The organism is Bacillus sp. FSL K6-1366 (genome assembly GCF_037976695.1).
Classification (GTDB): Bacteria; Bacillota; Bacilli; order Bacillales; family Bacillaceae; genus Bacillus; species Bacillus subtilis.
In genome coordinates, this window is sequence record NZ_CP150268.1 from 2,682,288 (window position 1) to 2,706,522 (window position 24,235).

23 protein-coding genes, 1 pseudogene and 1 riboswitch are annotated in these 24,235 nt (G+C 45.6%); of the genes and pseudogenes, 17 read left to right on the forward strand and 7 right to left on the reverse strand.

Annotated elements, in window-relative coordinates:
- Positions 1-2: 2 nt before the first annotated feature.
- The 6 genes from MHI44_RS14020 (at position 3) to MHI44_RS14045 (ending at position 9,679) form a co-directional block, all read left to right on the forward strand.
- Positions 3-1,712: a DUF2334 domain-containing protein gene (locus tag MHI44_RS14020; protein WP_101172167.1), complete on the forward strand. Its 1,710-nt coding sequence runs from the start codon at positions 3-5 to the stop codon at positions 1,710-1,712.
- Positions 1,705-2,967, forward strand: a complete 1,263-nt coding sequence (locus tag MHI44_RS14025) for a glycosyltransferase family 2 protein (RefSeq protein WP_080528937.1) — start codon at positions 1,705-1,707, stop codon at positions 2,965-2,967. The genes MHI44_RS14020 and MHI44_RS14025 overlap by 8 nt, the downstream gene beginning before the upstream one ends.
- A 5-nt stretch (positions 2,968-2,972) precedes the next feature.
- On the forward strand, positions 2,973-5,084 hold the full coding sequence (locus MHI44_RS14030; protein ID WP_339202177.1) for a cellulose biosynthesis cyclic di-GMP-binding regulatory protein BcsB: 2,112 nt from the start codon (positions 2,973-2,975) through the stop codon (positions 5,082-5,084).
- A gap of 136 nt (positions 5,085-5,220) precedes the next feature.
- Positions 5,221-5,364, forward strand: a riboswitch (cyclic di-AMP (ydaO/yuaA leader).
- Positions 5,365-5,556: 192 nt separating this feature from the next.
- Positions 5,557-7,380: a potassium transporter KimA gene (gene kimA, locus MHI44_RS14035; RefSeq protein ID WP_003234374.1), complete on the forward strand. Its 1,824-nt coding sequence runs from the start codon at positions 5,557-5,559 to the stop codon at positions 7,378-7,380.
- A gap of 58 nt (positions 7,381-7,438) precedes the next feature.
- On the forward strand, positions 7,439-7,888 hold the full coding sequence (mutT, locus tag MHI44_RS14040) for an 8-oxo-dGTP diphosphatase MutT (RefSeq protein WP_339202180.1): 450 nt from the start codon (positions 7,439-7,441) through the stop codon (positions 7,886-7,888).
- A gap of 66 nt (positions 7,889-7,954) precedes the next feature.
- Complete coding sequence (locus tag MHI44_RS14045) at positions 7,955-9,679, forward strand: pyruvate oxidase (protein ID WP_021481718.1); 1,725 nt, start codon at positions 7,955-7,957, stop codon at positions 9,677-9,679.
- Here the strand turns inward: MHI44_RS14045 and MHI44_RS14050 are convergent.
- From MHI44_RS14050 to MHI44_RS14070, 5 genes and pseudogenes are all read right to left on the reverse strand, one after another.
- Positions 9,676-9,865 (reverse strand): annotated as a pseudogene (locus MHI44_RS14050) (hypothetical protein). The gene MHI44_RS14045 and the pseudogene MHI44_RS14050 overlap by 4 nt on opposite strands.
- A 28-nt stretch (positions 9,866-9,893) precedes the next feature.
- Positions 9,894-10,160 (reverse strand): hypothetical protein, encoded by a 267-nt coding sequence (locus MHI44_RS14055; protein ID WP_021481716.1) that lies wholly within the window; start codon positions 10,158-10,160, stop codon positions 9,894-9,896.
- Positions 10,161-10,262: 102 nt separating this feature from the next.
- Entirely contained in the window at positions 10,263-11,540 is a 1,278-nt protein-coding gene (locus MHI44_RS14060) for an Nramp family divalent metal transporter (RefSeq protein WP_003234364.1), read from the reverse strand.
- A gap of 229 nt (positions 11,541-11,769) precedes the next feature.
- Entirely contained in the window at positions 11,770-12,027 is a 258-nt protein-coding gene (locus tag MHI44_RS14065; RefSeq protein WP_003246519.1) for a GlsB/YeaQ/YmgE family stress response membrane protein, read from the reverse strand.
- Between the two features lie 77 nt (positions 12,028-12,104).
- The gene (locus MHI44_RS14070; protein WP_003246574.1) at positions 12,105-12,557 is read right to left on the reverse strand and encodes a DUF2188 domain-containing protein; all 453 of its coding nucleotides are present in this window, start codon (positions 12,555-12,557) and stop codon (positions 12,105-12,107) included.
- Between the two features lie 117 nt (positions 12,558-12,674).
- Here MHI44_RS14070 and MHI44_RS14075 point away from each other — a divergent pair, with 117 nt between their 5' ends.
- From MHI44_RS14075 to MHI44_RS14090, 4 genes are all read left to right on the forward strand, one after another.
- Complete coding sequence (locus MHI44_RS14075; RefSeq protein WP_043858099.1) at positions 12,675-13,493, forward strand: EcsC family protein; 819 nt, start codon at positions 12,675-12,677, stop codon at positions 13,491-13,493.
- A gap of 128 nt (positions 13,494-13,621) precedes the next feature.
- The gene (gene gsiB / locus MHI44_RS14080) at positions 13,622-13,993 is read left to right on the forward strand and encodes a glucose starvation-inducible protein GsiB (RefSeq protein WP_003246542.1); all 372 of its coding nucleotides are present in this window, start codon (positions 13,622-13,624) and stop codon (positions 13,991-13,993) included.
- Between the two features lie 131 nt (positions 13,994-14,124).
- The gene (locus tag MHI44_RS14085) at positions 14,125-14,457 is read left to right on the forward strand and encodes a cupin domain-containing protein (protein ID WP_163131609.1); all 333 of its coding nucleotides are present in this window, start codon (positions 14,125-14,127) and stop codon (positions 14,455-14,457) included.
- 2 nt (positions 14,458-14,459) lie between these two features.
- Positions 14,460-14,819, forward strand: coding sequence for a YdbC family protein (locus MHI44_RS14090; protein ID WP_327845325.1), 360 nt, complete (start codon positions 14,460-14,462; stop codon positions 14,817-14,819).
- A 36-nt stretch (positions 14,820-14,855) separates the two neighbouring features.
- Here MHI44_RS14090 and MHI44_RS14095 read toward each other — a convergent pair whose 3' ends face one another.
- Both MHI44_RS14095 and dctB read right to left on the reverse strand, forming a co-directional pair.
- A complete protein-coding gene (locus MHI44_RS14095; RefSeq protein WP_024572055.1) occupies positions 14,856-15,677 on the reverse strand; it encodes a manganese catalase family protein in 822 nt (273 codons plus the stop codon).
- An 83-nt stretch (positions 15,678-15,760) separates the two neighbouring features.
- Positions 15,761-16,813 carry a C4-dicarboxylate TRAP transporter substrate-binding protein DctB gene (gene dctB, locus MHI44_RS14100; protein WP_038428380.1) on the reverse strand — a complete coding sequence of 351 codons (1,053 nt, stop codon included), beginning with the start codon at positions 16,811-16,813 and terminating at the stop codon, positions 15,761-15,763.
- A 69-nt stretch (positions 16,814-16,882) separates the two neighbouring features.
- Between dctB and dctS the strand changes: the two genes are divergently transcribed.
- From dctS to MHI44_RS14135, 7 genes are all read left to right on the forward strand, one after another.
- Complete coding sequence (dctS, locus tag MHI44_RS14105; RefSeq protein WP_076458442.1) at positions 16,883-18,490, forward strand: two-component system sensor histidine kinase DctS; 1,608 nt, start codon at positions 16,883-16,885, stop codon at positions 18,488-18,490.
- Positions 18,480-19,160 carry a two-component system response regulator DctR gene (gene dctR, locus MHI44_RS14110; RefSeq protein ID WP_014478888.1) on the forward strand — a complete coding sequence of 227 codons (681 nt, stop codon included), beginning with the start codon at positions 18,480-18,482 and terminating at the stop codon, positions 19,158-19,160. The genes dctS and dctR overlap by 11 nt, the downstream gene beginning before the upstream one ends.
- 120 nt (positions 19,161-19,280) lie before the next feature.
- Positions 19,281-20,546, forward strand: a complete 1,266-nt coding sequence (gene dctP / locus MHI44_RS14115) for a C4-dicarboxylate transporter DctP (RefSeq protein ID WP_014475862.1) — start codon at positions 19,281-19,283, stop codon at positions 20,544-20,546.
- Positions 20,547-20,693: 147 nt separating this feature from the next.
- The gene (locus MHI44_RS14120) at positions 20,694-21,746 is read left to right on the forward strand and encodes an AI-2E family transporter (protein ID WP_003246523.1); all 1,053 of its coding nucleotides are present in this window, start codon (positions 20,694-20,696) and stop codon (positions 21,744-21,746) included.
- A gap of 276 nt (positions 21,747-22,022) precedes the next feature.
- Positions 22,023-22,949: an ABC transporter ATP-binding protein gene (locus MHI44_RS14125; protein ID WP_029317323.1), complete on the forward strand. Its 927-nt coding sequence runs from the start codon at positions 22,023-22,025 to the stop codon at positions 22,947-22,949.
- A 19-nt stretch (positions 22,950-22,968) separates the two neighbouring features.
- Positions 22,969-23,709, forward strand: a complete 741-nt coding sequence (locus MHI44_RS14130; protein WP_231573535.1) for an ABC transporter permease — start codon at positions 22,969-22,971, stop codon at positions 23,707-23,709.
- Positions 23,710-23,803: 94 nt separating this feature from the next.
- Positions 23,804-24,139 (forward strand): hypothetical protein, encoded by a 336-nt coding sequence (locus MHI44_RS14135; RefSeq protein WP_339202188.1) that lies wholly within the window; start codon positions 23,804-23,806, stop codon positions 24,137-24,139.
- Positions 24,140-24,235 lie beyond the last annotated feature (96 nt).

Consider the following 24,235-nt stretch of genomic DNA (forward strand, 5'->3'; position numbering starts at 1 on the left):
CATTGCTATGCGTCATGATGCTTCTATTTTTAGCTATTGCGTCTTTTCCCGTTTCTGCGCAAGCGAAAGATCAAGATGCCGGCATTCTCATCATCTACTCAACCTTGGACGGCAAAGAGTCGTCACAAGTCAAAATGCTCGATTTGCTTGCGGGCCACTTTACATCCCATGTGACAGTCAAAAAAGATTCAGACGTTGAAGCATCGGATTTCAAAGGGAAAGACCATGTGATTTATTTCGGCCAAACGAAAAGAAAGCTCAGCAAAAAATTGCTGTCTCTTATCAGCGGCGTAAAAAAACCGGTTGTCGCCATTGGCTATAACGCAGGCCAGATCAACCAATTTTCCGGGCTTTCATTAGCCCGCAAAGAAAATGTGTTTCAGGTTCACAGCAGGTCGGAAAAGGCCGATGTGTCTCTGGAAAGCGGGCTTAACGTGCTGAGTGTATCAGGCCTGAAAGGAACGGCGCTTTACACCTTCAAAGCCGATGACGGCACAATACATTCTTTTATATGGAAAACAAAAAAAGGGAATGTGTACATTGGATTAACAAATTTGTTAAATGACAATTTGATCGTGGCGAAACAGCTCAGAGAAGCTTTCGGAGAGAAGGCGGGGACGACGTTATTGTATTTGCGTCTCGAGGATATCAGCCCGATGTCTGATGAAAAATTGCTGCTTCAAGCCGGTACATACCTGCATAAGCGGCATATTCCTTTTATCCTGGCGGTCATTCCGGTTTACTTGAATCCGGAAACAGGCGACAAAGTGTATTTGTCTGATCAACCGAAGATGGTCAAGGTGCTGAAGAAGCTGCAAAGCATGGGCGGCAGTATCATTGTTCACGGCTATACTCACGCTTATCGCTACAGTGAAACAGGAGAGGGCTTTGAATTTTGGGATGCAAAGGCGGATCAGCCGATTACATCCGGAAATGCCGAAGACCCCCCGTCCATTTTGGAGAAAGAACAGGACTTCCCGAACGAACAAGCCTATCACAGCTATCTCGAACCATTTCGGGAAAAGGAAGAAACGTATACAAAACAAAAACTGACGCGTGCCATTGAGGATTTGACATCATCGGGTCTTTACCCGCTGGCGTTTGAAGCGCCGCATTACACGATGTCCGAATATGGCTATCAAATCGCCTCGCAGTATTTTACAAGCATTTTCGGCCAGGTCCAGCTCAGCAGCACAACATGGAAAACATCCGGTGCACCTCCGTTTGTGACTGCTCCTTCGATGCTGCACGGAATGACGCTTTATCCGGAAACGATCGGCTTTGTCGACACATCAAAGCAAAACCCGATCGGTGAGATGGAGGAGCACATCTCCCAGATGATTGATTTTGAAGGCGGAGTAGCCGGAGGATTTTATCACCCGTACCTTGGGATGAAATATCTGCCGGAGCTGGTTGATCAGATGGAACGCATTCCAGACAGTGAATGGCTTGATTTAAAGAAAACGAAACAAACCGTCAAAACAGATAAAGTGGAAATTCATACAAGCGGTGACGGAACGATTCAGGTGAAAAACGGCGTAAGCGCCATTGACGAGTTTTTCGATCATCACCGGCAAACCCCTCTTGAAAAGGCGTTATGGATTCTCTCCGCTGTTGTGCTCTTATTTGTCATCATGTTTGTCAGTTATACGTTTTACTTGAGAGCCACATTGAAAAAACGAATTTTTAAGGAGAGAAGAAGCCTTGGGTAATACGCTGTTCTTTATCTCGCTAAGTTTAATATGGGTTATGCTTCTCTACCACATGTTCCTCATGCAGGGCGGGTTTCGCCACTATATGACCTTCGAACGGAATATCCCGAAGTGGAGAGAAAACATGAAGGAACTGCCGAAGGTCAGCGTCCTCATCCCGGCGCATAACGAAGAGGTTGTGATTCGGCAGACGCTGAAGGCGATGGTCAACCTTTATTATCCGAAGGACCGGCTGGAGATTATCGTCGTTAATGATAATTCATCAGACCGGACGGGTGATATCGTCAATGAATTTTCCGAGAAATACGATTTCATCAAAATGGTGATTACGAAGCCGCCAAATTCTGGAAAAGGAAAATCCTCTGCACTTAACTCGGGTTTTGCCGAATCGAACGGCGATGTGATCTGTGTGTATGACGCCGACAACACGCCTGAGAAAATGGCCGTGTATTACCTCGTGCTCGGCCTGATGAATGACGAAAAGGCAGGCGCCGTGGTAGGGAAATTCCGCGTCATCAATGCAGCGAAGACGCTGCTGACGAGGTTTATTAATATCGAAACGATCTGTTTTCAGTGGATGGCCCAGGGAGGCAGATGGAAGTGGTTCAAAATCGCCACGATCCCAGGCACCAACTTCGCGATCCGCAGAAGCATTATCGAAAAGCTCGGAGGCTGGGATGACAAAGCGCTCGCTGAGGACACTGAGCTGACCATCCGGGTGTATAATCTCGGCTATCACATCCGCTTTTTCCCTGCCGCCATCACGTGGGAGCAGGAACCGGAAACATGGAAGGTATGGTGGCGCCAGCGCACCCGATGGGCGCGCGGCAATCAATATGTCGTGCTCAAATTTTTGGCGCAGTTTTTTAAGCTGAAACGAAAACGGATTATCTTTGATTTGTTTTATTTTTTCTTTACGTACTTTCTGTTTTTCTTTGGCGTGATCATGTCAAATGCGATTTTTGTAGTGAATTTGTTTTATGATTTGCATTTGTCTGTTGGATTTTTGGCAATGATTCTCTGGATTTTGGCGTTTTTCTTATTTATGACAGAGGTCATGATTACGTTGAGCATTGAAAAAACAGAAATGAACAAGCAAAACTTTTTTATCGTATTTCTCATGTACTTCACATACTCGCAGGCATGGATTGTGCTTGTTATCTACTCTTTATTCGTAGAAATCAAGCACCGTTTATTCAAGCAAGAGGTCAAATGGTACAAGACAGAACGATACAATCAACATAAAAGCGGGTGACCTTTTTGAAACAAATAATGATTTTTCTCACAAGCTTCATGCTGCTGGTGATGACTGGACAAACGGCTCTTGCCAAAGACGTACAGGTCAGCGGTTCGCTCCTCGGGAAAAGCAGCCAAGAACAAGCCAAACAGCAGGTGCTGACAAGCGAGCTGATTACACTGTATGGATCAAAAGACAGCGCAGAGCTGACGTATCAGATCCCGGCAGGCGCTTCTTCGGGCAATCAGCAATTGGTAATCGAATACGAGGCATCAAATCTTTTAATTTCTCCATCATCGTTAACGGCTGTCATTGATGATGAACCGGTCAAGACGCTAAAGCTTGATCGTGATTCCAAACGGAAAACAGTGAAGCTGAATCTGAATAAAAGCCAGTCTGCGCAAGGCTATCACAACGTATCGTTGAAATTCTACGGCGTAATGAAAGAGGGCGTGTGCGTCAGACAGGATACATCAGGCAACTGGATCAAAATTTATCCGGACAGCCGGCTGACACTTGCTGACAGCAGTGAAGCGAAGGGAACGTCGCTGGACCATTATCCGTATCCTTTCGCCCAATCTGGAAATACAGCGGAAGAAACAGCTATCATCATTCCGGATCATCCAAGTTCAGCAGAAATAGAAGCTGCTGTTAAAACAGAAGGCTTTTTGAAAACGGTGGACAGCAGTGTCAGTATTGCGTATGTCACGGAATCTGAACTGAAAAAAATCGATAAGCCGACGATTGTTATCGGCGTGGACAAGCATTGGAACGGCAAAGTGAAAAAACTGTTGAAACAAGCTGGGCTACAGGCAAAAGGAGAAAACCTTCTGCTTGCGGAGCGGGTGCTGAAAGCAGAGGGCAAGCAGCAGCCGGTTCTGTTTGCGCAAGCTGCGTCCGAGGACGCGCTCACTAAAAAAATCAGCGTGATGACAGATCAGACATATACAGGCCAGCTCAGCGGCGATACACTTTCAATCAGCAAGCTTCAGCAGACTGAAAAAAAAGAAAGCAATAAGCTGACCCTTGAGAATTTTGGAGCGGGTGATATCACAATTGGAGCTGACAAAACATCTTCAGCACATTATTTTTATCCGGCTTCGGCTGTTTTAGATGAAAACCAATCGGCGAAGCTGTCGCTTAAACTGAAAAAGTCTGAAACGATTCAAGCCTCAGCGGCTGAAAATGAGTCAGCCTCTCAGGCTGCAGAACTGAAAGTGATGATCAACGGCCAGCCGCACTCGGTCCGGCTTGATGAATTAGGAAAAGAAGATAAAAACGGATTCTATCATGTCACAGTGAAAGTGGACCCTAAGCTGCTGCAAAAAAACCGCTACATTGATATTCAGTTCGTCACGACCGGTTTAAAGGAAAACAACCCTTGCAACACCACTGATGAGGAAAAGTGGGTTTTTATCGATAAAAACAGTACATTATCATACGCCATCAAAGGCATGTCTCCTTCAGCGGATTTTCAAGAGTGGCCGCTGCCTTACGCCGGAAACCAGGATCAAACAACGTTAATCGTGCTTCCTGACACCGTAAGCCAATCGAAGCTAGAGGAGCTTTCTCTCGTAACGGAATCCTTTGGCAGCGAAGCACAGCATTCATATACGGTAAAGAAATCATCTGACGTTACAGCAAAGGATGCGAAAGGACGAAACCTCATTTTCATAGGGGGGATCAATCAATTTTCTCTTCTGAAGGAGAAATCATCAGATCTGCTTGTGCCGCAGGAAAAGAACGGCTCGTTTGATGTATCTAGTTTCGAGATGCTGAATGAGACGACAAAACAAGTGGTATTTACCCAAGCATCGGTTTGGGATTCACGCTATACAATGGCTGTCTTTGCACCGTCAAAAGGAGATGGCACGGCTGTCACAAAAGAGATCATCAGTTATCTGAACAGCAACGATGAGTCGGCAACCGTCCTTAATGAAACAAATAGCCAGCAGGTGTTTACAAACCACCAGCAGCTCAAATCGGAAACAAACAGTTCCGATGCTGAACAACCAACACAGGATCATAGCCAAAAATGGATGTATATTGGTGTGCTGGCACTCATTATGGTGATTGCGGCAGTGTTCATTTGGATTGCCGTAAGACGCAGAAAAAGAAAGACAGATACAGAATAAAACAGAGGCGATTTTAGCCTCTGTTTTATTTATTTTTGGTAAGTAAATTCCATTTGTGGAACCTGTCATTTTATTTTTTTCTCTCAGCCAATAAGCCTCTTTACAACGTGCGGGAACGGGAGTATGATCTCTTTTAGAAAACAAATCGCTTAATCTGAAATCAGAGCGGGGGACCCAATAGAACGGCTTTTTGCCGTTGGGGTGAATCCTTTTTAGGTAGGGCTAACTCTCATATGCCCGAATCCGTCAGCTAACCTCGTAAGCGTTCGTGAGAGGAGATGAATGAAACCTGTGTTCGATGTTATGGCACAGGGGCATCCGTTTGCCTCTGTGTTTTTTGTTGTTCATTTTTGAATGCAAATCGCATACAGAGACATCATAGCAGAAAGGACTATCATCAACATGTGAGAGCAAGACACTGATGTTTTATTGTTTTAATTGAAAAATGAGAAATTAAAAGGGGAAGACATCGATGTATCATTCAATCAAACGTTTTTTGATTGGGAAACCACTAAAATCCCAAGCAGCTGGAGAGCAAAAACTGACGAAATTAAAAGCCTTGGCTATGCTTTCCTCAGATGCGCTGTCATCTGTCGCATATGGGACAGAACAAATTCTAATCATTTTGGCAACAATCAGTGCTGCCGCATTTTGGTACTCCATTCCGATTGCGGTGGGCGTTCTCATATTACTGCTCGCACTGATTCTTTCATACAGGCAAATTATTTACGCTTATCCGCAGGGCGGCGGGGCGTATGTCGTTTCTAAAGAAAATCTCGGTGAAAAACCGGGATTGATTGCGGGCGGTTCATTGCTTGTTGATTATATTTTAACAGTAGCGGTAAGTATTTCCGCAGGCACGGACGCCATCACGTCAGCCTTTCCTGCATTGCATGATTATCATGTGCCGATCGCTATTTTTCTCGTGTTAGTGATTATGATTTTGAACCTGCGCGGTCTTTCGGAATCGGCATCCATTCTTGCCTACCCGGTTTATCTGTTTGTGGTGGCGCTTTTGGTTCTCATTGCAGTCGGGTTGTTTAAACTCATGACAGGACAAATAGACCAGCCAGCCCATCATACACCGCTGGGCACACCTGTAGCCGGCATTACGCTGTTTTTGCTGCTTAAGGCTTTTTCCTCCGGATGCTCAGCGTTGACCGGGGTTGAGGCCATTTCTAATGCGATTCCTGCATTCAAAAACCCGCCTGCGCGAAACGCGGCGAGAACGCTTGCGATGATGGGGATTTTGCTGGCGATTCTGTTTTCCGGCATCACGGTTCTCGCGTACGGGTATGGTACGGCGCCGAAACCTGATGAAACAGTGGTTTCACAAATTGCGTCCGAAACCTTTGGGCGGAATGTGTTCTACTATGTCATCCAAGGTGTCACATCGCTTATTTTGGTCCTTGCGGCAAATACAGGATTTTCAGCCTTCCCGCAGCTTGCCTTCAACCTGGCGAGAGACCAGTATATGCCCCGAATGTTTACAGTCAGGGGCGACCGCTTAGGCTTCTCAAATGGGATTATCTTTTTAGGCTTTGCCTCCATTGTTCTCATTATCTTATTCGGAGGACAGACGGAGCACTTAATCCCGTTATATGCCGTGGGCGTATTTATTCCATTTACGCTTTCACAAACCGGCATGTGCATGAAATGGATCAAGCAAAAACCAAAAGGCTGGATCGGAAAAATGCTGATCAACTCCTGCGGCGCTCTGATTTCGTTTATGGTTCTATCCATTCTGTTTGTGACGAAGTTTAATGTCGTATGGCCTGTGTTAATCTTTATGCCTATCGTTGTTTTGCTGTTTTTTGCGATTAAAAATCACTATACTGCGGTTGGTGAACAGCTTCGCATCGTAGACAAAGAGCCGGAAGAAATCAAAGGCACCGTTGTGATTGTGCCTGTGGCCGGTGTCACCACCGTCGTGCAAAAATCGATTCACTATGCGAAATCACTGTCCGATCAAGTGATCGCCGTTCACGTGTCATTTGACAGAGAACAGGAAAAGAAATTCGAAAAACGCTGGGAAGAGCTTAATAACGGAGTGCGTCTCGTTACGCTTCACTCCTCGTACAGAAGCCTTGTCCATCCGTTTGATAAGTTTTTGGAAACAGTTGAGGCAAAAGCGAAGAAGGAGCAGTTTTCCGTTATGGTGCTGTTTCCGCAATTTATAACGAAAAAACGCTGGCACACCATCCTTCACAACCAATCGGCCTTCCTCCTCAGAGTCCGGCTGTTCTGGAAAAAGGACATAATGGTTGCCACACTGCCGTATCATTTTAAAAAGTAAAGCTCTAGGACCAAGGGAATCACCTTGGTCCTTTTTTGCGGGAAAAGGAGGTATGGCGGTGTATACACAAGGTGCTTTTGTGATCGTATTGAACGAAAGTCAGCAAATTCTGCTGGTGAAACGAAAAGATGTCCCTCTATGGGATTTGCCGGGCGGCAGGGTTGATCCCGGGGAATCGGCTGAGGAATCGGCAGTGCGGGAGGTATTGGAAGAAACGGGATACAATGCAGCGCTTTCTGCGAAAATAGGTGTTTACCAAAGGCCAAAGTTTCAAGATGAACAGCATGTGTTTTTCGGAAGCATAACAGGCGGACAAGCAGTGGCTGACGGCACAGAGACAGCGGGATTAAAGTGGGTTTCCCCGGAGCGTTTGCCGCTTTTTATGGTGCCGAACCGAAAAAGGCAGATCAATGATTTCAAGAAGGGCGCTCAAGATGTAAATGTCACCGTCAAGGATAGAGGGTTGCTCGCGGCGATCGACCTGTTGAAAAGAAGACTGGGCAAGTGATTCAGGTCTCCGGGTTTTAAAGCCTTTCTCCTGTGGTATTGAAAAAAGGAAAAAGGAGGATACGTTATGGCACATAAAACTGCAGGACAAGTAATGACAGAGCTGCTTGAGCAATGGGGAGTTGATCATGTATACGGCATCCCCGGAGACAGTATAAATGAGTTTATTGAAGAATTAAGACACGAAAGAAATCAACTGAAGTTCATTCAAACCCGCCACGAAGAGGTAGCGGCACTGGCAGCCGCAGCTGAAGCAAAACTCACCGGCAAGATCGGAGTCTGTCTGTCAATCGCAGGGCCGGGAGCGGTGCACTTATTAAATGGTTTATATGATGCAAAAGCGGACGGCGCCCCTGTGCTGGCGATTGCAGGACAGGTTTCTTCTGGCGAAGTCGGACGGGACTATTTCCAGGAGATTAAGCTGGAGCAAATGTTTGAGGACGTGGCTGTGTTCAACAGAGAGGTACATAGCGCAGAATCACTTCCAGATCTCTTAAATCAGGCGATCAGGACCGCCTACAGCAAAAAAGGCGTTGCGGTATTGAGCGTGTCAGATGATTTGTTTGCGGAGAAAATCAAACGGGAGCCTGTGTATACTTCACCGGTGTATATTGAAGGGAACCTTGAACCGAAAAAAGAACAGCTCGTCACCTGCGCCCAATATATTAATAACGCTAAGAAACCGATTATCCTGGCAGGGCAGGGAATGAAAAAGGCGAAACGGGAGCTCTTAGAATTTGCGGACAAAGCCGCCGCTCCGATCGTTGTTACACTCCCGGCAAAGGGTGTTGTTCCCGATAAGCACCCGCATTTTCTCGGCAACCTCGGTCAGATCGGAACAAAGCCGGCTTACGAGGCAATGGAGGAATGTGATTTATTAATCATGCTCGGAACGTCATTCCCGTACCGTGATTATTTGCCTGATGACACGCCGGCGATACAGCTCGATTCAGACCCGGCAAAAATCGGAAAACGGTATCCGGTGACAGCGGGCCTTGTCTGTGATTCGGCTCTCGGTTTGCGCGAATTGACAGAGTATATTGAACGCAAGGAAGACAGAAGATTCCTGAATGCCTGCACAGAACATATGCAGCATTGGTGGAACGAAATTGAAAAAGATGAGACAGAGGCAACAACACCGCTTAAACCTCAGCAGGTCGTGGCCCGTCTTCAGGAAGCGGCAGCCGATGATGCGGTGCTCTCTGTAGATGTCGGCACTGTGACAGTCTGGATGGCGCGTCATTTCAAAATGAACGCGAATCAGGATTTCATCGTTTCCAGCTGGCTTGCGACAATGGGCTGCGGCCTGCCGGGAGCGATTGCAGCGAGCTTGTCCGAACCGGAACGCCAGGCGATCGCCGTCTGTGGTGACGGGGGATTTTCCATGGTCATGCAGGATCTTCCGACCGCTGTCAAATATAAGCTCCCGATCACAGTCGTCATTTTAAACAACGAAAATCTTGGCATGATTGAGTACGAGCAGCAGGTCAAAGGCAATATCGACTATGTCACAAAACTTCAAAATGTCGACTATGCCGCATTTGCAGAAAGCTGCGGAGCAAAGGGCATCAAAGTGACTAAAGCGGAAGAGCTTGCGCCGGCATTCCATGAGGCGCTGCACTCTGACCAACCGGTCGTTGTGGATGTCATGATTGGAAACGAACCGCCGCTTCCTGGCAAAATCACATACGGGCAGGCGAAAGGCTTTAGCAAATACATGCTGAAAAACTTCTTCGAAAACCAAAAATTTGAAATGCCGTCACTGAAGAAAAGTTTGAAACGGTTATTTTAAAAAACAGGGGCCCTAAGAGCCCTTGTTTTTTGTTGGAAACAAATGTATTTTCAGCATGTTTGAATTCATAAAATGATCGGTATATGTATTAGGAACTGATTTCGCCATACTCGAAACAGACAAAAGGACAAATGCATCTTGTTTCAAAGCAAGATGCATTTGTCCTTGCATGCTTATTCTTATCAAATCTTACAGAACTCTTCTCATTATAAGCTTATTTCTCTTTTTTCTTCAGCCCGAAGAAGAAAGGAAAAGCAGAACCGACCAAGAAGGTGCCGAATAAAAACATGCCGCCGATAAACACGTGGAAATTTGTGTGTCCGGCCGTAAACGCCGTGATTAAGGAAATGATACTGAGCACGATCATGGCAATGCCGGGCGCGACTCTCATTTTTCCCTTGGATCTATGGGCAGCAACAGAACATAAAATGCCGATAACAATAGGAACAATCCACAAATAAAACAGAATAAATACTGACATCATCAAAACTCCGATTTTTCTTCTATCATAACAAATTTCTGTCAAAAAGGGTATCAATGAGCTTTGCGAAAAAATAAAAACCGGCTTTAGAAGCCGGTTTTTTTATCGAAACGTATCTACAATTAAAAACACATTCAAAGCAACGATCAATACAGCAATCAGCCAAGACACCACTGTGATCCATTTGGCGTTGATCAGAGATCCCATGATCCGTTTATTGCTTGTAAACATAATAAGCGGAATGAGGGCAAAGGCGATCCCGAAGGACAGCACGACCTGGCTCAGTACGAGAGCGGTCGTCGGATTAACACCTGACGCGATGATCAAGATCGGCGGAATGATCGTGATAAAACGCCGTACATACAGCGGAATGCGGTAGTTGATAAATCCTTGCATAATCACGTCGCCTGAAAGTGTGCCGACAGACGAACTGGATAGACCGGCAACGAGCAGCCCGATCCCGAATAAAGCCGCAGACATAGGGCTGACAAGATGTCCGAATTGCTGAAATGCGACGTCGAGATCCTCAACAAACAGGCCGTTTTTGAAGAATAATGCGGCAGCCACGATCAGCATACTTGCATTAATAGCCCCTGCAATCAGCATCGCTATTAAAATATCAATAAATTCAAACCTAAAGATTTTTTTCCGTTCTGCATCAGTTTTGCCAACCACCCGCCGCTGTGTAAGGGCAGAGTGTAAATAAATGGCGTGCGGCATAACAGTTGCGCCAAGAATACCCGCTGCAAGAAGCACACTGTCGGTGCCATGAAACGCCGGGACAAAAAGGCCCTTCATCACTGACACGGCATCAGGCTTTGCGAAAAAGGTCTGCAACGCAAAGGCGATCACGACCACAAACAGCATACCGGCAATACCGGCTTCAAGTGAGCGATAACCGCGGCGCTGAAGCTCCAATATCGCGAAAGAACCGATCGCCGCAATAATAGACGCTTCAAGCATCGGAATGCCGAACAGCAAATACAGTCCCAGAGCCGCTCCGATAAATTCCGCCAGGTCAGTTGCGATAATGACAAGCTCGCCCTGAATCCATAATCCGATCGAGACAGGCTTCGGGAATTCTTCACGGGCAACCTCAGGCAGATTTTTGCCTGTCGCAATACCGAGTTTGGCGGATAGGGATTGAATTAAAAGGGCCATGATATTAGAAAATAAGATCACCCATAAGAGCATATATCCGTATTTAGAACCCGCCGAAATATTCGTTGCGAAGTTGCCGGGATCAATATAGGCAATGGCTGCTATAAATGCAGGGCCGAGAAAAGGGAGCAGCCCTCTGAATCCTCTGATTTTCCCGTCAAGCGCATCTTGGACGGCTTTGGAACGGGGAGATTGTGCTGTGATGTCCTTGTTCATCATGTCTCACCTGAATTCTGTTTGTTTTTGCCGTACAACAAAGAGTTTCCTTAAGGCAAATTATTTTATCTACATCATATGACCATCCCGGTTTCTTGTCAACCGAAAATGTTCAAAATACACTTCTGAATTTTTCCCTGTTATGTAACATGATATGTAGGGATTCGGGATAAGGTCCCATATAAAAAGACACCGTTTCAGTTCGAAACGATGCCTTCTGTATCTAATGAGTCTAGGCTTCCTTCCGCAGCCCGCGGAATATAAGGCCCAGCAAGAATACGAAGATGGCTGCCCCGATGATGGCCGGGAAAATAGCAAAGCCGGCGAGGCTCGGTCCCCATGTGCCAAGAAGTCCGTGCCCAATCCAAGCGCCGATCAACCCGGCAATCATAGAGCCGAAAATTCCTCCCGGCAGCCGGTTTCCTACAATGGCGCTCCCAATTAATCCGATAACAATAGCAACAACTAATGAAACCAAAAAGCTAAGCATCATGATCACCTCTCATAAATGATTTACCAATCAATAACCGCTCCTGATCATTTCGAAACACTTAAAAGCATATTCCTTTATGATCCTGTTTTAATCTTTCTCTGCACACTGCCGTCAGCTAAATGAACAATGACCTCAGTGCCTTTATGCGCCGCGATTTCCTTTGCCCGTTCAATCGCTTCTTTCTTTGTATCCTTGATTTCAGACACACGTTTGGCGCCCTCGGCTTTGACTGCCCAGCCTTTTTTATGCTTAATAACATGCTCTGCTTTATTCATGAGCTCGGGGCCGCTGCCGCTGCTTGGATCAGCATCGCGTTCTGTCTCATCATCATGCGTCAGGAAATCATCAATTTCATCTGTAGAGGCGTTTTCCGCCCATTCCTTCGCTTTGCTTGTCGCAATTGGAATCGCGCGCCCTTCCTCATAGCCTTCATCAATCATCGCATTCGCAATGTCTATCGCCTTTTTTCTCACCGGCTTCTCAAGATTTTTTAATGAAGCAGGATAATCCTTCATCGACCAAGGCATGTCCATCACTCCTTTTCCTTTTATAAAAATGGTACCCGCAGGTGAAAAATAAAAACGCATCCGAAAAAATGAAGGTATACTATATAGTAGAAAAAACGGAAGGGAAGTGCGGATTGGGTGCTAACAGAACGAAAAGAAGACTTACATCAGCAATTAAAAGAGATAGAGAAATGGGAAAAAGATCAGCAAAAAGTCTGGTTTTGGGAAAAGCTCAGCCGTCTCCCGTTTCAGCTGCTGGACAAGCTGACACCGGAATTCATCCAGAAAAAGATCGGCAAGCTCTTGGATGAGGTCGGCAGCTTTGTTCAAACAGGCGGACAGTACCTGACATCTGAAAAACAGATTATCAGGATATTTCAAAAGAAACTGCCGGAGGAGATCTTTGAATCGCTGGAGGACATCCGGAAAGCGCCTCTTTCTGTCATGGATGAAATTGCTGAAGGAATGGGCAAAAACAGAACAAACGCAGCAACCGTTCAAGGCGCGACAACCGGTGTGGGCGGCGTGTTTACGCTGGCGGCAGACATTCCGGCAGTGCTTGGCTTATCACTAAAAACATTACAGGATATCGCAGTCGCATACGGCTATGACCCAAAGGAGAAAAAAGAACGAGTCTTCATTGTGAAATGCCTGCAGCTTACGTCGGCTGATGTTGTCGGCAAAAGATCGATTTTGCAGGAATTAAAACACTACGATCAAGACCGTACATATAAGAATGTCGCTTCTCAAATCCAAGGCTGGCGAGAAGTCGTTTTGGGCTATCGAGACACGTTTGGCTGGAAAAAACTTTTCCAGATGGTGCCGGTTGCCGGAATGGTTTTTGGCGCCGCTGCCAATCGCTCAACATTAAACGACATTACCGAGACAGGCATGATGCTGTACAAAAAGAGGCGCATTCTTGAACGACTGAAAGAAACAGAACGAGAGATGGAATAGCAGAAAGCAGACGGACACCGCGATCCGCCTGCTTTTTTTAGTGGAAACATACCCAATGTGTTTTGTTTGTTTAAAAGAATTGTGAGCGGGAATACAACAACCAACACCAATTAAAGGAGGAATTCAAAATGGCAGACAATAACAAAATGAGCAGAGAAGAAGCAGGTAGAAAAGGCGGAGAAACAACAAGCAAGAACCATGACAAAGAATTCTATCAAGAGATTGGTCAAAAAGGCGGAGAAGCCACCAGCAAAAACCATGACAAAGAATTCTATCAGGAAATCGGCGAAAAAGGCGGAGAAGCCACTAGCAAGAACCATGACAAAGAGTTCTATCAAGAAATCGGTGAAAAAGGCGGAGAAGCCACTAGCGAAAATCATGACAAAGAATTCTATCAAGAAATCGGCCGAAAAGGCGGAGAGGCAACAAGCAAAAATCATGATAAAGAATTCTACCAAGAAATTGGCTCAAAAGGCGGAAACGCCCGCAACAACGACTAATCAAAAGCATAAAGGCAGACAACCTGTAAATAAAAAAGCGATCCGGCACATCAGCTGGATCGCTTTTTTTTGGAATCTTCTCAATTTATGCCACTAGTGCGATACAATAAGTGAAAAAGGGGTTTTCGCTAATGTCCAAGATGCAAAACTTGCTCGCCATCGCAAATGAAGTCAAAGAAAAGCACGCCAATTTTTCAATCTCAGAGGTCAACGACCACTGCGTGCGCCTTGCGGTGTTTACGGGAGAATATGACTGGCACCATCACCCTGACTCAGACGAATTGTTTATCGTTCTTGAAGGGGAGCTGCTGATCGATTTTAAGGACAAAGAAACCGCGGTGCTCAAAGCAAATGACAGCCTGCTGATCCCGAAAGGCACGGTTCACCGCACACGCTCTTACGTCAGAACGGTAAATCTCTGTGTAGAGCATAAACAAGCCAAAACCGTCATCATAGAGGAGTAGCCATGCTAATCAAAAAGATGATATGTGAAGTAGACGCTGCAAACGCTGAAGCATTTGCAAAAGCGCAGTCACAGTGGGGAGCATTATCGCATATAAGCGGCTTTATCAAACAGGCCGGCGGCTGGCGAAAAACGATAGACGAGCCGCTCACCGCAGAAATCATCAGTGTATGGGAAAACAGAGCAGCCTATGATCATTTTATGGAGAACGAACATGACAGCATATACGAGGAAAACGATCAGAAGGCTGTAATTCTTTCGATAGAGGTGACGGTGTACGAAGAGGATAAACCGTTCGTTCACGATCTGTTACATAACCCTGATATCCGGTACGAACCAAACTGGACGGTTCTGAAGGCATAATCAAAGCCCAAAACATCATGTTTTGGGCTTGTCTCTTTACTCGCGTCCCGGAAGTGTATTATGAACATAAGGCGGTGCTGGTTTTAACTCCGGTTTTTCTCCAAACGTTTTTGCCTCTTTCACATATTCAAAGGCTTCTCCGTCCGGCGCTTTTTCATTCAGCCAGTTTTGCTTGGCGCTTTCTTCGCCTTCAGAGAAATTGATAAGCTGATGTGAGAACTCTTGTTTTTCGAGCGCTTTCGGGAAGGTACCCGGCACAACCGGACCTTCCTGTGCTTCTAATTCTTTAATGGCGGCAAGCCATTGGTTCTGGTGCATTGTGTCACGCGCCAGCAGGAAGCTGAGCATATCTTTGACGCCTTTGTCATCCGTCATTTCAAACAGGCGTGCGACCTGCAGACGGCCCTGAGATTCCGCATTCAGGTTGGCGCGGAAGTCTGCCAGCAGGTTTCCGCTTGCTACGATATAACCGCCGCTCCAAGGTACGCCTGTACTGCTTTCCGGCATGGCGCCAAGTCCTGATACAATCGCATGGTGAGGGTTCATGCCGCCCAGGATGGAGCCGATGACCGGATCTTCAGCAGCTTTTTCCTGCTGATCAAGAGGGGCATCCTCAAGAAGTCTGGCAATCATCGTTGCGATCATTTCAACATGCCCGAGCTCCTCAGTTGCCGTATCCATCAGCAAGTCCTTGTATTTTTCATTTCCTCTTGTGTTCCAGCCTTGAAATAAGTACTGCATGGCAACTGAAATTTCTCCGAATTGCCCGCCTAAAATTTCTTGCATTTTTTTAGCGAATAATGGATCTGGACGATCTGGTTTAGCAGGATGCTGCAGCATTTTTGTGTGCTTAAACATGTACCCATCTCCTTTTCGTTTATCTCTTTTTATATTTCCGATCGATAGAAAGATAAACGAAAAACAGCGTATCGAGATAGGAACTATGAATCTATTCGCAGCTCCAACAGTTCCCGGATCAGCTCCCGGCCAAAGATGGGCTCATACTGCCGGTAAACAGGGTCAAGACGCTTCATCCATTCTTTTTTCTCTTTATCTGACAGCTCATAAATATGTATAGCAGAATTCTTTTTGATTTCTTCCAGCTGCTCCTTGTTCATTTGTTCGGCATACGTTTCATTCCACTCCGTCGTCTCCTTCATCGCTTCAGTCAAAATGCGTCTTGTTTCTGGTGTTTGCGCCTTCCAGAAGTGTTCATCAGTCATGACAGCGTAGCCGAGGTAACCGTGGCTGCTTATTGTCAAATAGTCCTGAACATTATAAAATTTTTTAGAATAGATGTTTGAAATTGTATTTTCTTCGCCATCGACTACATTGTTTTCTAACAGCTGAAAGGTAGAATTGAAGGATTCCTGATGAGGTGTTGCGCCAAGCAGCTTGAACTGATCCTCAATCACATCGCTTTGCATAATGCGCAGATCCTGCCCTTTTAAATCATCCGGTGTTTTGACCGGCCCTTGATTTGTTGTGATTTGCTTAAAGCCGTTCGTCCAATAGGCCAGTCCTTTTAATTGGTTTTTCTTTAGAGAATCAAACAGCTGTGTGCCGATGCTTCCGTTCAGCCCTTTTTTGACGGCGTTGTAATCTGTAAAAGCATACGGCAGATCCAGCACTCCCCATTCAGGCGAGAGCATGCCGAGCTTCGATGTGGAGGGGGCGATAAATTGAACATCGCCGTTTTGCAATGCTTCAATTTCTTCAATGTCCGAGTACAGGCTTCCATTCGGAAATACTTCTATTTTTATTTTCCCGCCTGATTTTTCGTTCACCAGATCAGCGAATTTATTGGCGGCCAGCCCTTTTGGCGTATTTTCAGCAACCACGTGGCTGAATTTAAACACGATTTGATCCTGCAGGCCTTCCTGGTCGTCATCATAAACAATCTTTTTATTGCCGGTATGATCATGGAATCCGATAAATAAAGCGGTTGCAATTCCAGCGATCATCAGTGCGAGACATGCAAGCAAACTCTTCATGAAAAGCCCTCCCCTATGTTAAGGATAATGGGGGCAATGACATTCGTAAAGACCTGAAAGGAGAAGCTGATGAACAAAAAGAAGCTCTCAATCCGTTGGAAAATCACGATCTTATCCTATATACTCGTCATTTTCTCCTTTTTGATCGGCGGCATTGTGCTCATCGGCAACATTCAGCATACAGAGGAGCGGGAGCTGAAAAAGCGGCTGATGAATACGGCCCGGACTGTGTCAGAGATGACAGAAGTGAAAGAAGCCTTGGCGCGAAAAAAACAAACAGAAGCTGTTCGCCATGCGGTTGAAGAAATCAGGATGATTAATGAAGCAGACTATATTGTCGTCATGGATATGAATCACATCCGATATACGCATCCTGTCAGCACAAGCATTGGCAAGAAATCAGAAGGTGCAGACGAGGAGGCAGCTTTTGCGGAGCACATTTATTTCTCTGAAGCAAAGGGCGAGCTCGGCACGGCGGTTCGCGCTTTTTATCCGGTTAAGGATCAAGACCTGAACCAAATAGGCGTGGTGCTTGTCGGAAAAACGCTGCCGGGGATCGCTGACATCCTGCTTCATTTAAAGCGTGATATCGCCTTCATCGTTGTGCTGACACTCGGCTTCGGCCTTGCTGGTTCCTTTTTGCTGGCCCGCCATATCAAAAAACAAATGTTTCAGCTTGAACCCCATGAGATTGTCCGAATGTATGAAGAACGGACAGCGACGTTTCACTCGATGAATGAAGGGGTGATCGCTATTGACAATCGGCTCGTCATTACGATCTTCAATGAAAAAGCGAAACAGATCTTTGAAGTGCAGGGGGATCTGATCGGCAAGGTGATTTGGGAGGTTCTCAAGGATTCGCGCCTGCCCGAAATCGTGGAGCGGAACAAAGCGGTTTATAATGAAGAAATTCGTGTCAGCGGAAAAGTCATCATGAGCAGCAGAATTCCGATCGTCATGAAGAAAAAAGTGATCGGCGCCGTTGCGATTTTTCAGGACAGAACGGAAGCGGCCAAGATGGCAGAGGAATTGACTGGTGTCAGAAACTTTGTGGAGGCGCTCCGTGTCCAAAACCATGAGCATATGAATAAGCTGCACACGATCGCCGGTCTCATCCAGCTGGGGAAATCTGAAAAAGCCTTGCAGCTTGCATTCCAGGCGTCAACTGAGCAGGAAAATGTGACTGAATTTCTGCACCGCTCGATTCAAAATGACGCTGCGGCAGGCCTTCTATTAAGTAAAATCAGAAGGGGAAGAGAGCTCGGCATTGCTGTTCATATAGATGAAAACAGCAGTCTTCAGCAATTTCCCGAGCATGTTGATCAGCATGATATTGTCGTGCTTTTGGGGAATCTGATTGAAAATGCCTTCGGCTCATTTGAAACCGTTCAATCTGAAGACAAACGAATTGACATTAGTATCGAACAAACAGATGATATCCTTGCTATTTTAATAGAAGATAACGGCTGCGGAATTGATCCGGCACATATGCCTCGCCTTTACGACAAAGGTTTTACGGTCAATAAAACTGGCGGCACAGGCTATGGCCTGTATCTAGTGAAACAAATCATAGACAAAGGATCGGGCACGATAGAAGTTGATTCACATGCGGGGCAGGGGACATCTTTTTCTATCGTTTTTCCAATGAAGGGGGAGGAAGCACAGCATGGCTCGTAAAGAATGGAAGGTTCTGCTCATTGAAGACGATCCGATGGTTCAAGAGGTCAATAAGGATTTCATTACAACTGTTAAAGGCGTTACTGTCTGTGCAACGGCAGGAAACGGAGAGGAAGGCATGAAGCTGATTAAAGAAGAACAGCCGGATCTCGTCATTCTCGATGTGTACATGCCGAAAAAAGACGGCATCAAGACCTTGCAGGAGATCAGAAAGCAAAAGCTTGAAGTGGATGTCATTGTCGTCTCCGCTGCAAAAGACAAGGAAACGATCTCACTCATGCTGCAAAACGGGGCGATTGACTATATCTTAAAGCCGTTTAAGCTTGAGCGAATGAGACAGGCGCTCGAAAAGTACAAGCAATATAAACAAAAAATCGAAGCGAATGATACGCTGTCCCAGGAACAGCTCGATGCGATCCTGAATATTCCGCAGCAGGCCGTACAGGATCTGCCGAAAGGGTTGAATCACTTCACGATGAATGAAGTCACTGCTTTTTTGAAACAGCAAACCGCATCCCTTTCTGCTGAAGAGGTCGCCAAGGCGCTCGGCATCGCCAGAGTGACAGCCAGACGATATCTTGATTACTTAGAAAAAACCGGGATCATCAAATTGGACGTTCAATACGGCGGAGTCGGCCGGCCGGTCAACCGCTACGTGTTAAAAGGATAAACCTGAGACCAAAAAGACCAAAATGTCCGTTATGATCATAAACTTCCCCAGACGTTATGAAAACGCTATCATTCTAGTAAGAAAGACACAAAAGGCGAATAGGACAGGGGGATGAAGGAGATGAAACTGTTTAAAAATTTAACAGTTCAGGTCATAACCGCGGTCATCATTGGGGTCATTGTCGGGCTGGTCTGGCCGGATGTCGGCAAAGAAATGAAACCGCTTGGCGATACATTTATCAACGCTGTTAAAATGGTGATCGCACCAATCATTTTCTTCACAATCGTTCTCGGGATTGCAAAAATGGGCGATATGAAGAAGGTTGGAAAAGTAGGGGGAAAAGCGTTTATCTATTTCGAGGTTGTCACCACCCTCGCACTCATTATCGGTTTATTTGTCGTCAATATTATGAAGCCGGGTGCGGGTCTTGATTACAGCAAGCTTGAAAAGGGAGATGTATCACAATACACGCAAAATGGCGGTCAGGGAATCGACTGGATTGAATTTGTTACACACATTGTTCCATCCAACATGGTTGATGCCTTCGCAAAAGGGGACATTTTGCAGGTCTTATTCTTTTCTATTCTTTTCGGAGTGGGTCTTGCGGCATTAGGCGAAAAAGGGAAAAGCGTCATTGATTTCTTCGACAAGGTTTCTCACGTTTTTTTCAAAATTATCGGCTACATTATGCGTGCCGCGCCAATCGGGGCATTCGGGGCGATGGCGTATACAATCGGACACTTCGGGCTCGATTCCATCAAACCGCTGGCAAGCTTAATGATGTCTGTTTATATTACGATGTTCCTGTTCGTATTTGTTGCTTTAAATATCATCTGCAAGCTTTACGGATTCAGCCTGTGGAATTACCTTCGCTTCATTAAGGATGAGCTTCTGATCGTGCTTGGCACAAGCTCTTCCGAATCGGTGCTTCCGCGTATGATGGATAAAATGGAGCGCTACGGCTGTTCCAAATCAGTTGTTGGGCTTGTTATTCCGACGGGCTATTCGTTTAACCTCGACGGCACATCCATTTATTTATCTATGGCGACTGTCTTTTTGGCACAGGTGTTTGGAGTAGACCTCAGCATCGGCCAGCAAATTACGATTATCCTCGTTCTGATGCTGACATCGAAGGGAGCGGCAGGTGTGACGGGAAGCGGATTTATCGTCCTTGCCTCAACGCTGTCAGCGCTACAGGTCATTCCGCTGGAGGGGCTTGCACTCCTGCTCGGGGTCGACCGTTTCATGAGTGAAGGAAGAGCCATTGTGAACCTGATCGGAAACGGAATCGCCACGATCATTGTTGCCAAAAGCGAAAATGAATTTGATGAAGCAAAAAGCGTAGAGGCTGTTGAAGGCATGAAAAAAATGAAAACAGCAGTCTGAAAAAAAAACGGTCCATCCATGGGCCGTTTTTTTAATTGTTTAAGAATTATTAAGGTAAGGACAGAGACCTCAGCATTTTTTTGTTATATAATTTACAAATGGATACTATATTGAATGAAGGACGTTTGTCCTAACAGGAGTGTATAAATGGCCGCTTTAGTTAAATTTTTTCAGCACCCGGGAGTAAGGCGTTTCTCCATCTTTGTCGTGTTAACTGGTGTGTTATATCTATTTAAGAGCATGATCAACTTAATATTGCTTACCTTCATTTTCACATTTCTAATGGATCGTTTGGAGCTTGTCGTGCGGCAGTTTGTAAGCCAGTTCTTCCGCGTGAGCCAGCGGGTTGTCATTACGTTTCTTTACATGTTGCTGGCTGTGCTGCTTACAGTCGGGGGCTTTGTGTTTTATCCGGTCGTCGCGGCACAGATCCAGCAGCTGGTAAAGCAGATTAAACATATTGCGTATCATCCTGACAGCATCCCTTTCTTTGATGAGATCACCAGTGTCTTCGGAGATATTAACATCAGTTCATATGTCAAAGAGGGCTTCAATGTAGTGTATACGTATCTGGCCGATATCAGCACATTCGGCTTGCAGGTCGTGATGGCGCTCATTCTCAGCATGTTTTTCTTATTTGAGAAAAAACGGCTTTCTGAATTCATGGCGAAATTTAAAACGAGCAAACTGAGGGTCTTTTATGAGGAGATTGCTTTTTTTGGAAGCAAATTTGCAAGAACGTTCGGCAAGGTGCTCGAGGCTCAATTTATCATTGCGCTCGTCAACTGTATTCTGACGTTTATCGCGCTTTGGATTATGCATTTTCCGCAGCTGTTTGGGCTTTCGATTATGGTGTTCTTCCTTGGGTTGATCCCTGTAGCAGGCGTCGTCATTTCCCTGATTCCGCTCAGCATTATCGCCTACAGCACTGGCGGCGGAATGTATGTGCTCTACATTGTCCTTGTCATATTCGCCATTCATGCGATCGAAACCTATTTCTTAAATCCGAAGCTGATGTCGGCGAAAACAGAGCTGCCAATCTTTTTCACCTTCACAGTACTCATTTTCTCTGAACACTTCTTCGGCATTTGGGGTTTAATTATCGGGATTCCGATCTTTGTGTTTCTCCTTGATATTCTGGATGTCACCAACAAGGAAGATAGGTCTAAAGGACCCCGAGAGAATAGCGATAAAAAGTAGTTTAAAATCGAATAATGAGTGTGCCTCGATCTGCCGGCCTGCCTGTTCAGGGCATGAGATTAAGATTCGGAATCGGCGCTTGATATTGCTTCGCACAGTGGTGAACACAACAGGTGACAATGCCTGTCATCAGTACAGAAACTGAAAAGAACAAACAGTCGGAGCAAACGCTCATCATCGGTTTAACCAAACATTTGGAAGCAACAAATGCTATAATACAAACAGTGCCTAATGTTAGGCACTGTTTATTTTTTGTCGAAAAAGGAGGAAGGCTTTATGGCTGAGCCGATTTTACATATTGAAGGCCTCGATAAAAAGATTGGGTCTAAACAGATTTTAAAACAGATCAGCATGGACGTCATGGAGGGTGAAATCATCGGCCTTCTCGGTCCAAATGGTTCCGGGAAAACAACACTCATCCGTATCATCGTCGGGCTGCTGAAACAAAACAGCGGAAGCGTGACAATCAGCGGATTCCAGCATGATACAGAGTTTGAAAAAGCGATGGAAGCGGTTGGAGCAATTGTTGAGAACCCTGAGTTCTATCCGTACCTGACAGGCTGGGAAAACCTCAAGCACTTTGCGAATATGCACAAAAAAATAGCGGATGAACGGCTTGATGAAGTGGTAGAACGTGTCGGGCTGACGTCAGCGATTCATGATAAGGTGAAAACCTATTCCCTTGGGATGCGCCAGCGTCTGGGAATCGCCCAGGCAATTCTTCACCGGCCGAAGCTTCTCATTCTAGATGAACCGACAAACGGACTCGATCCTGCGGGGATGAAGGATTTTCGCAATCATGTTAAGGAACTCGCAGAAATGGAAGGAACAGCTGTCCTGTTCGCCACTCATTTATTGCGCGAGGTTGAAGACTTGTGCGACCGTGTCATCATCATTCAAAAAGGTGAGATCAAAGCGGAAGTCAGCTTACAAGGAACTGATCAAACCACAGAAAAAGCAATTATAGAAGTGCAGCCGCAAGAAAAAGCGCTCAATTGGCTTACAGGCAATCAATATCAAGCTGAGAGCCAAGACGGGACGATTGTAGTTGAGGTGGCAAAAGAAAACATACCGGAGCTGAACCGATCACTTGTCGGACAAGATCTGAATGTATTTTCCATTACGCCTTACACGCAGTCACTGGAAGACGAATTTATAAAAGCGACAACAGCTCATCAAGAGGAGGGAGAAGAGCTTGTCTAAATTAATTTGGAATGAACATATGAAACTTTTTAATCGGAAGGTCACTTTGGTTTCTCTTATCCTGATGGCTGTCTTTCAATTCTTCATGGCATTGATCATTAAACGGATTGTCATCAGTGCCGGAACAGATGAAAACTTCATCGGCTATTTATCGTATACACCGAGCCTGAACATTTTGCTGCAGGCTTTAACGATCGTAATTGCAGCAACAATTGTTTCGATGGAATTTGATAAAAAGACGATCAAATTTTTGCTCATTCGTCCGGTTAAACGCCAAAAGGTCTTTTGGTCAAAATTAATCACAGTCGTGATGGTAAGCTTCTATTTGTATCTGGCATACTACATTCTGGCATTATTATTCGGTCTCGTGTTTTTTGGCACATCGGTGACTGCGGAATCAAAGACATTGCTGGTCAACACCTTGGCGCTGATCGGGTCAAACTGGCTTGAAGCTGTAATGATGGGATTATTCGGGCTGCTTTGTTCTTCGCTGTTCCGCAACAGCGCGGTAGCAGTTGTTGTTTCTTTTGTCGTTTTATACGGAGCGAGTACACTTGTTCAGCTCATGAAGTTGTTTGAAAACAAGTGGGGCAGCTTTTTGCTTTTTGCGAACACTGACTTTACGCAATACAGAAGCGGAGAGACAGCGTTGTTTTCAGGCATGACGCCATTGTTTTCAATTGGAATTCTCATCATACATGCCATATTCTTCATCGTTGTTGGCTGGTGGTGCTTCTGTAAACGGGATGTTCGGGTCTAAAGGCAAGGAATGACATTTTTGTGAAAAAGCTCACGTAAATCAATATCATTTGATATTTTGGTTTATACTAAAGGTACTGACGGAGGTGTCTCGATTGAGGAACTTTATTACCGCTTTACCGATCGTATTGCTGCTTGGATTCTCATTTGTGTCATTCATGTTTCAGTTTGAACATCTTGTTTATTTCAGGCTCGCGCTTGGGTTGTTTTCTCTCGTGGGACTGTACATGATATATAAAATGAAGAAGGGCATCCGCTATTTTATCATCTATCTGTATGCCAGCTGGATTGTGTTGGCCGCAGTGACCGCTTTTGAAGAGCCGATTTTCTCAAGCTTTTTCTTTGGCGGCCTGGTGATGACGATGGGTTACCTGACATATATGCTGATTTATCTCGGCATGAAACAAGACCGGGATGCAAATCCTGTGTAATCGCGCTGTTCCCTTGGGGAACGGCGTGTTTTTTTATACTGGACAAAAAGATTAACAGTTGCGGAAAAATGGCAGGAAATCTATAATACATATTAA

Excerpts from the sequence above, each read along its gene's own strand:
- kimA (WP_003234374.1), top strand. The coding sequence starts at position 5,557 with ATGTATCATTCAATCAAACGTTTTTTGATTGGGAAACCACTAAAATCC.
- MHI44_RS14045 (WP_021481718.1), top strand. The coding sequence starts at position 7,955 with ATGGCACATAAAACTGCAGGACAAGTAATGACAGAGCTGCTTGAGCAA.
- MHI44_RS14055 (WP_021481716.1), bottom strand. The coding sequence starts at position 10,160 with ATGTCAGTATTTATTCTGTTTTATTTGTGGATTGTTCCTATTGTTATC.
- MHI44_RS14060 (WP_003234364.1), bottom strand. The coding sequence starts at position 11,540 with ATGATGAACAAGGACATCACAGCACAATCTCCCCGTTCCAAAGCCGTC.
- MHI44_RS14065 (WP_003246519.1), bottom strand. The coding sequence starts at position 12,027 with ATGCTTAGCTTTTTGGTTTCATTAGTTGTTGCTATTGTTATCGGATTA.
- MHI44_RS14070 (WP_003246574.1), bottom strand. The coding sequence starts at position 12,557 with ATGCCTTGGTCGATGAAGGATTATCCTGCTTCATTAAAAAATCTTGAG.
- gsiB (WP_003246542.1), top strand. The coding sequence starts at position 13,622 with ATGGCAGACAATAACAAAATGAGCAGAGAAGAAGCAGGTAGAAAAGGC.
- MHI44_RS14085 (WP_163131609.1), top strand. The coding sequence starts at position 14,125 with ATGTCCAAGATGCAAAACTTGCTCGCCATCGCAAATGAAGTCAAAGAA.
- MHI44_RS14090 (WP_327845325.1), top strand. The coding sequence starts at position 14,460 with ATGCTAATCAAAAAGATGATATGTGAAGTAGACGCTGCAAACGCTGAA.
- MHI44_RS14095 (WP_024572055.1), bottom strand. The coding sequence starts at position 15,677 with ATGTTTAAGCACACAAAAATGCTGCAGCATCCTGCTAAACCAGATCGT.
- dctB (WP_038428380.1), bottom strand. The coding sequence starts at position 16,813 with ATGAAGAGTTTGCTTGCATGTCTCGCACTGATGATCGCTGGAATTGCA.
- dctS (WP_076458442.1), top strand. The coding sequence starts at position 16,883 with ATGAACAAAAAGAAGCTCTCAATCCGTTGGAAAATCACGATCTTATCC.
- dctR (WP_014478888.1), top strand. The coding sequence starts at position 18,480 with ATGGCTCGTAAAGAATGGAAGGTTCTGCTCATTGAAGACGATCCGATG.
- dctP (WP_014475862.1), top strand. The coding sequence starts at position 19,281 with ATGAAACTGTTTAAAAATTTAACAGTTCAGGTCATAACCGCGGTCATC.
- MHI44_RS14120 (WP_003246523.1), top strand. The coding sequence starts at position 20,694 with ATGGCCGCTTTAGTTAAATTTTTTCAGCACCCGGGAGTAAGGCGTTTC.
- MHI44_RS14125 (WP_029317323.1), top strand. The coding sequence starts at position 22,023 with ATGGCTGAGCCGATTTTACATATTGAAGGCCTCGATAAAAAGATTGGG.
- MHI44_RS14130 (WP_231573535.1), top strand. The coding sequence starts at position 22,969 with ATGAAACTTTTTAATCGGAAGGTCACTTTGGTTTCTCTTATCCTGATG.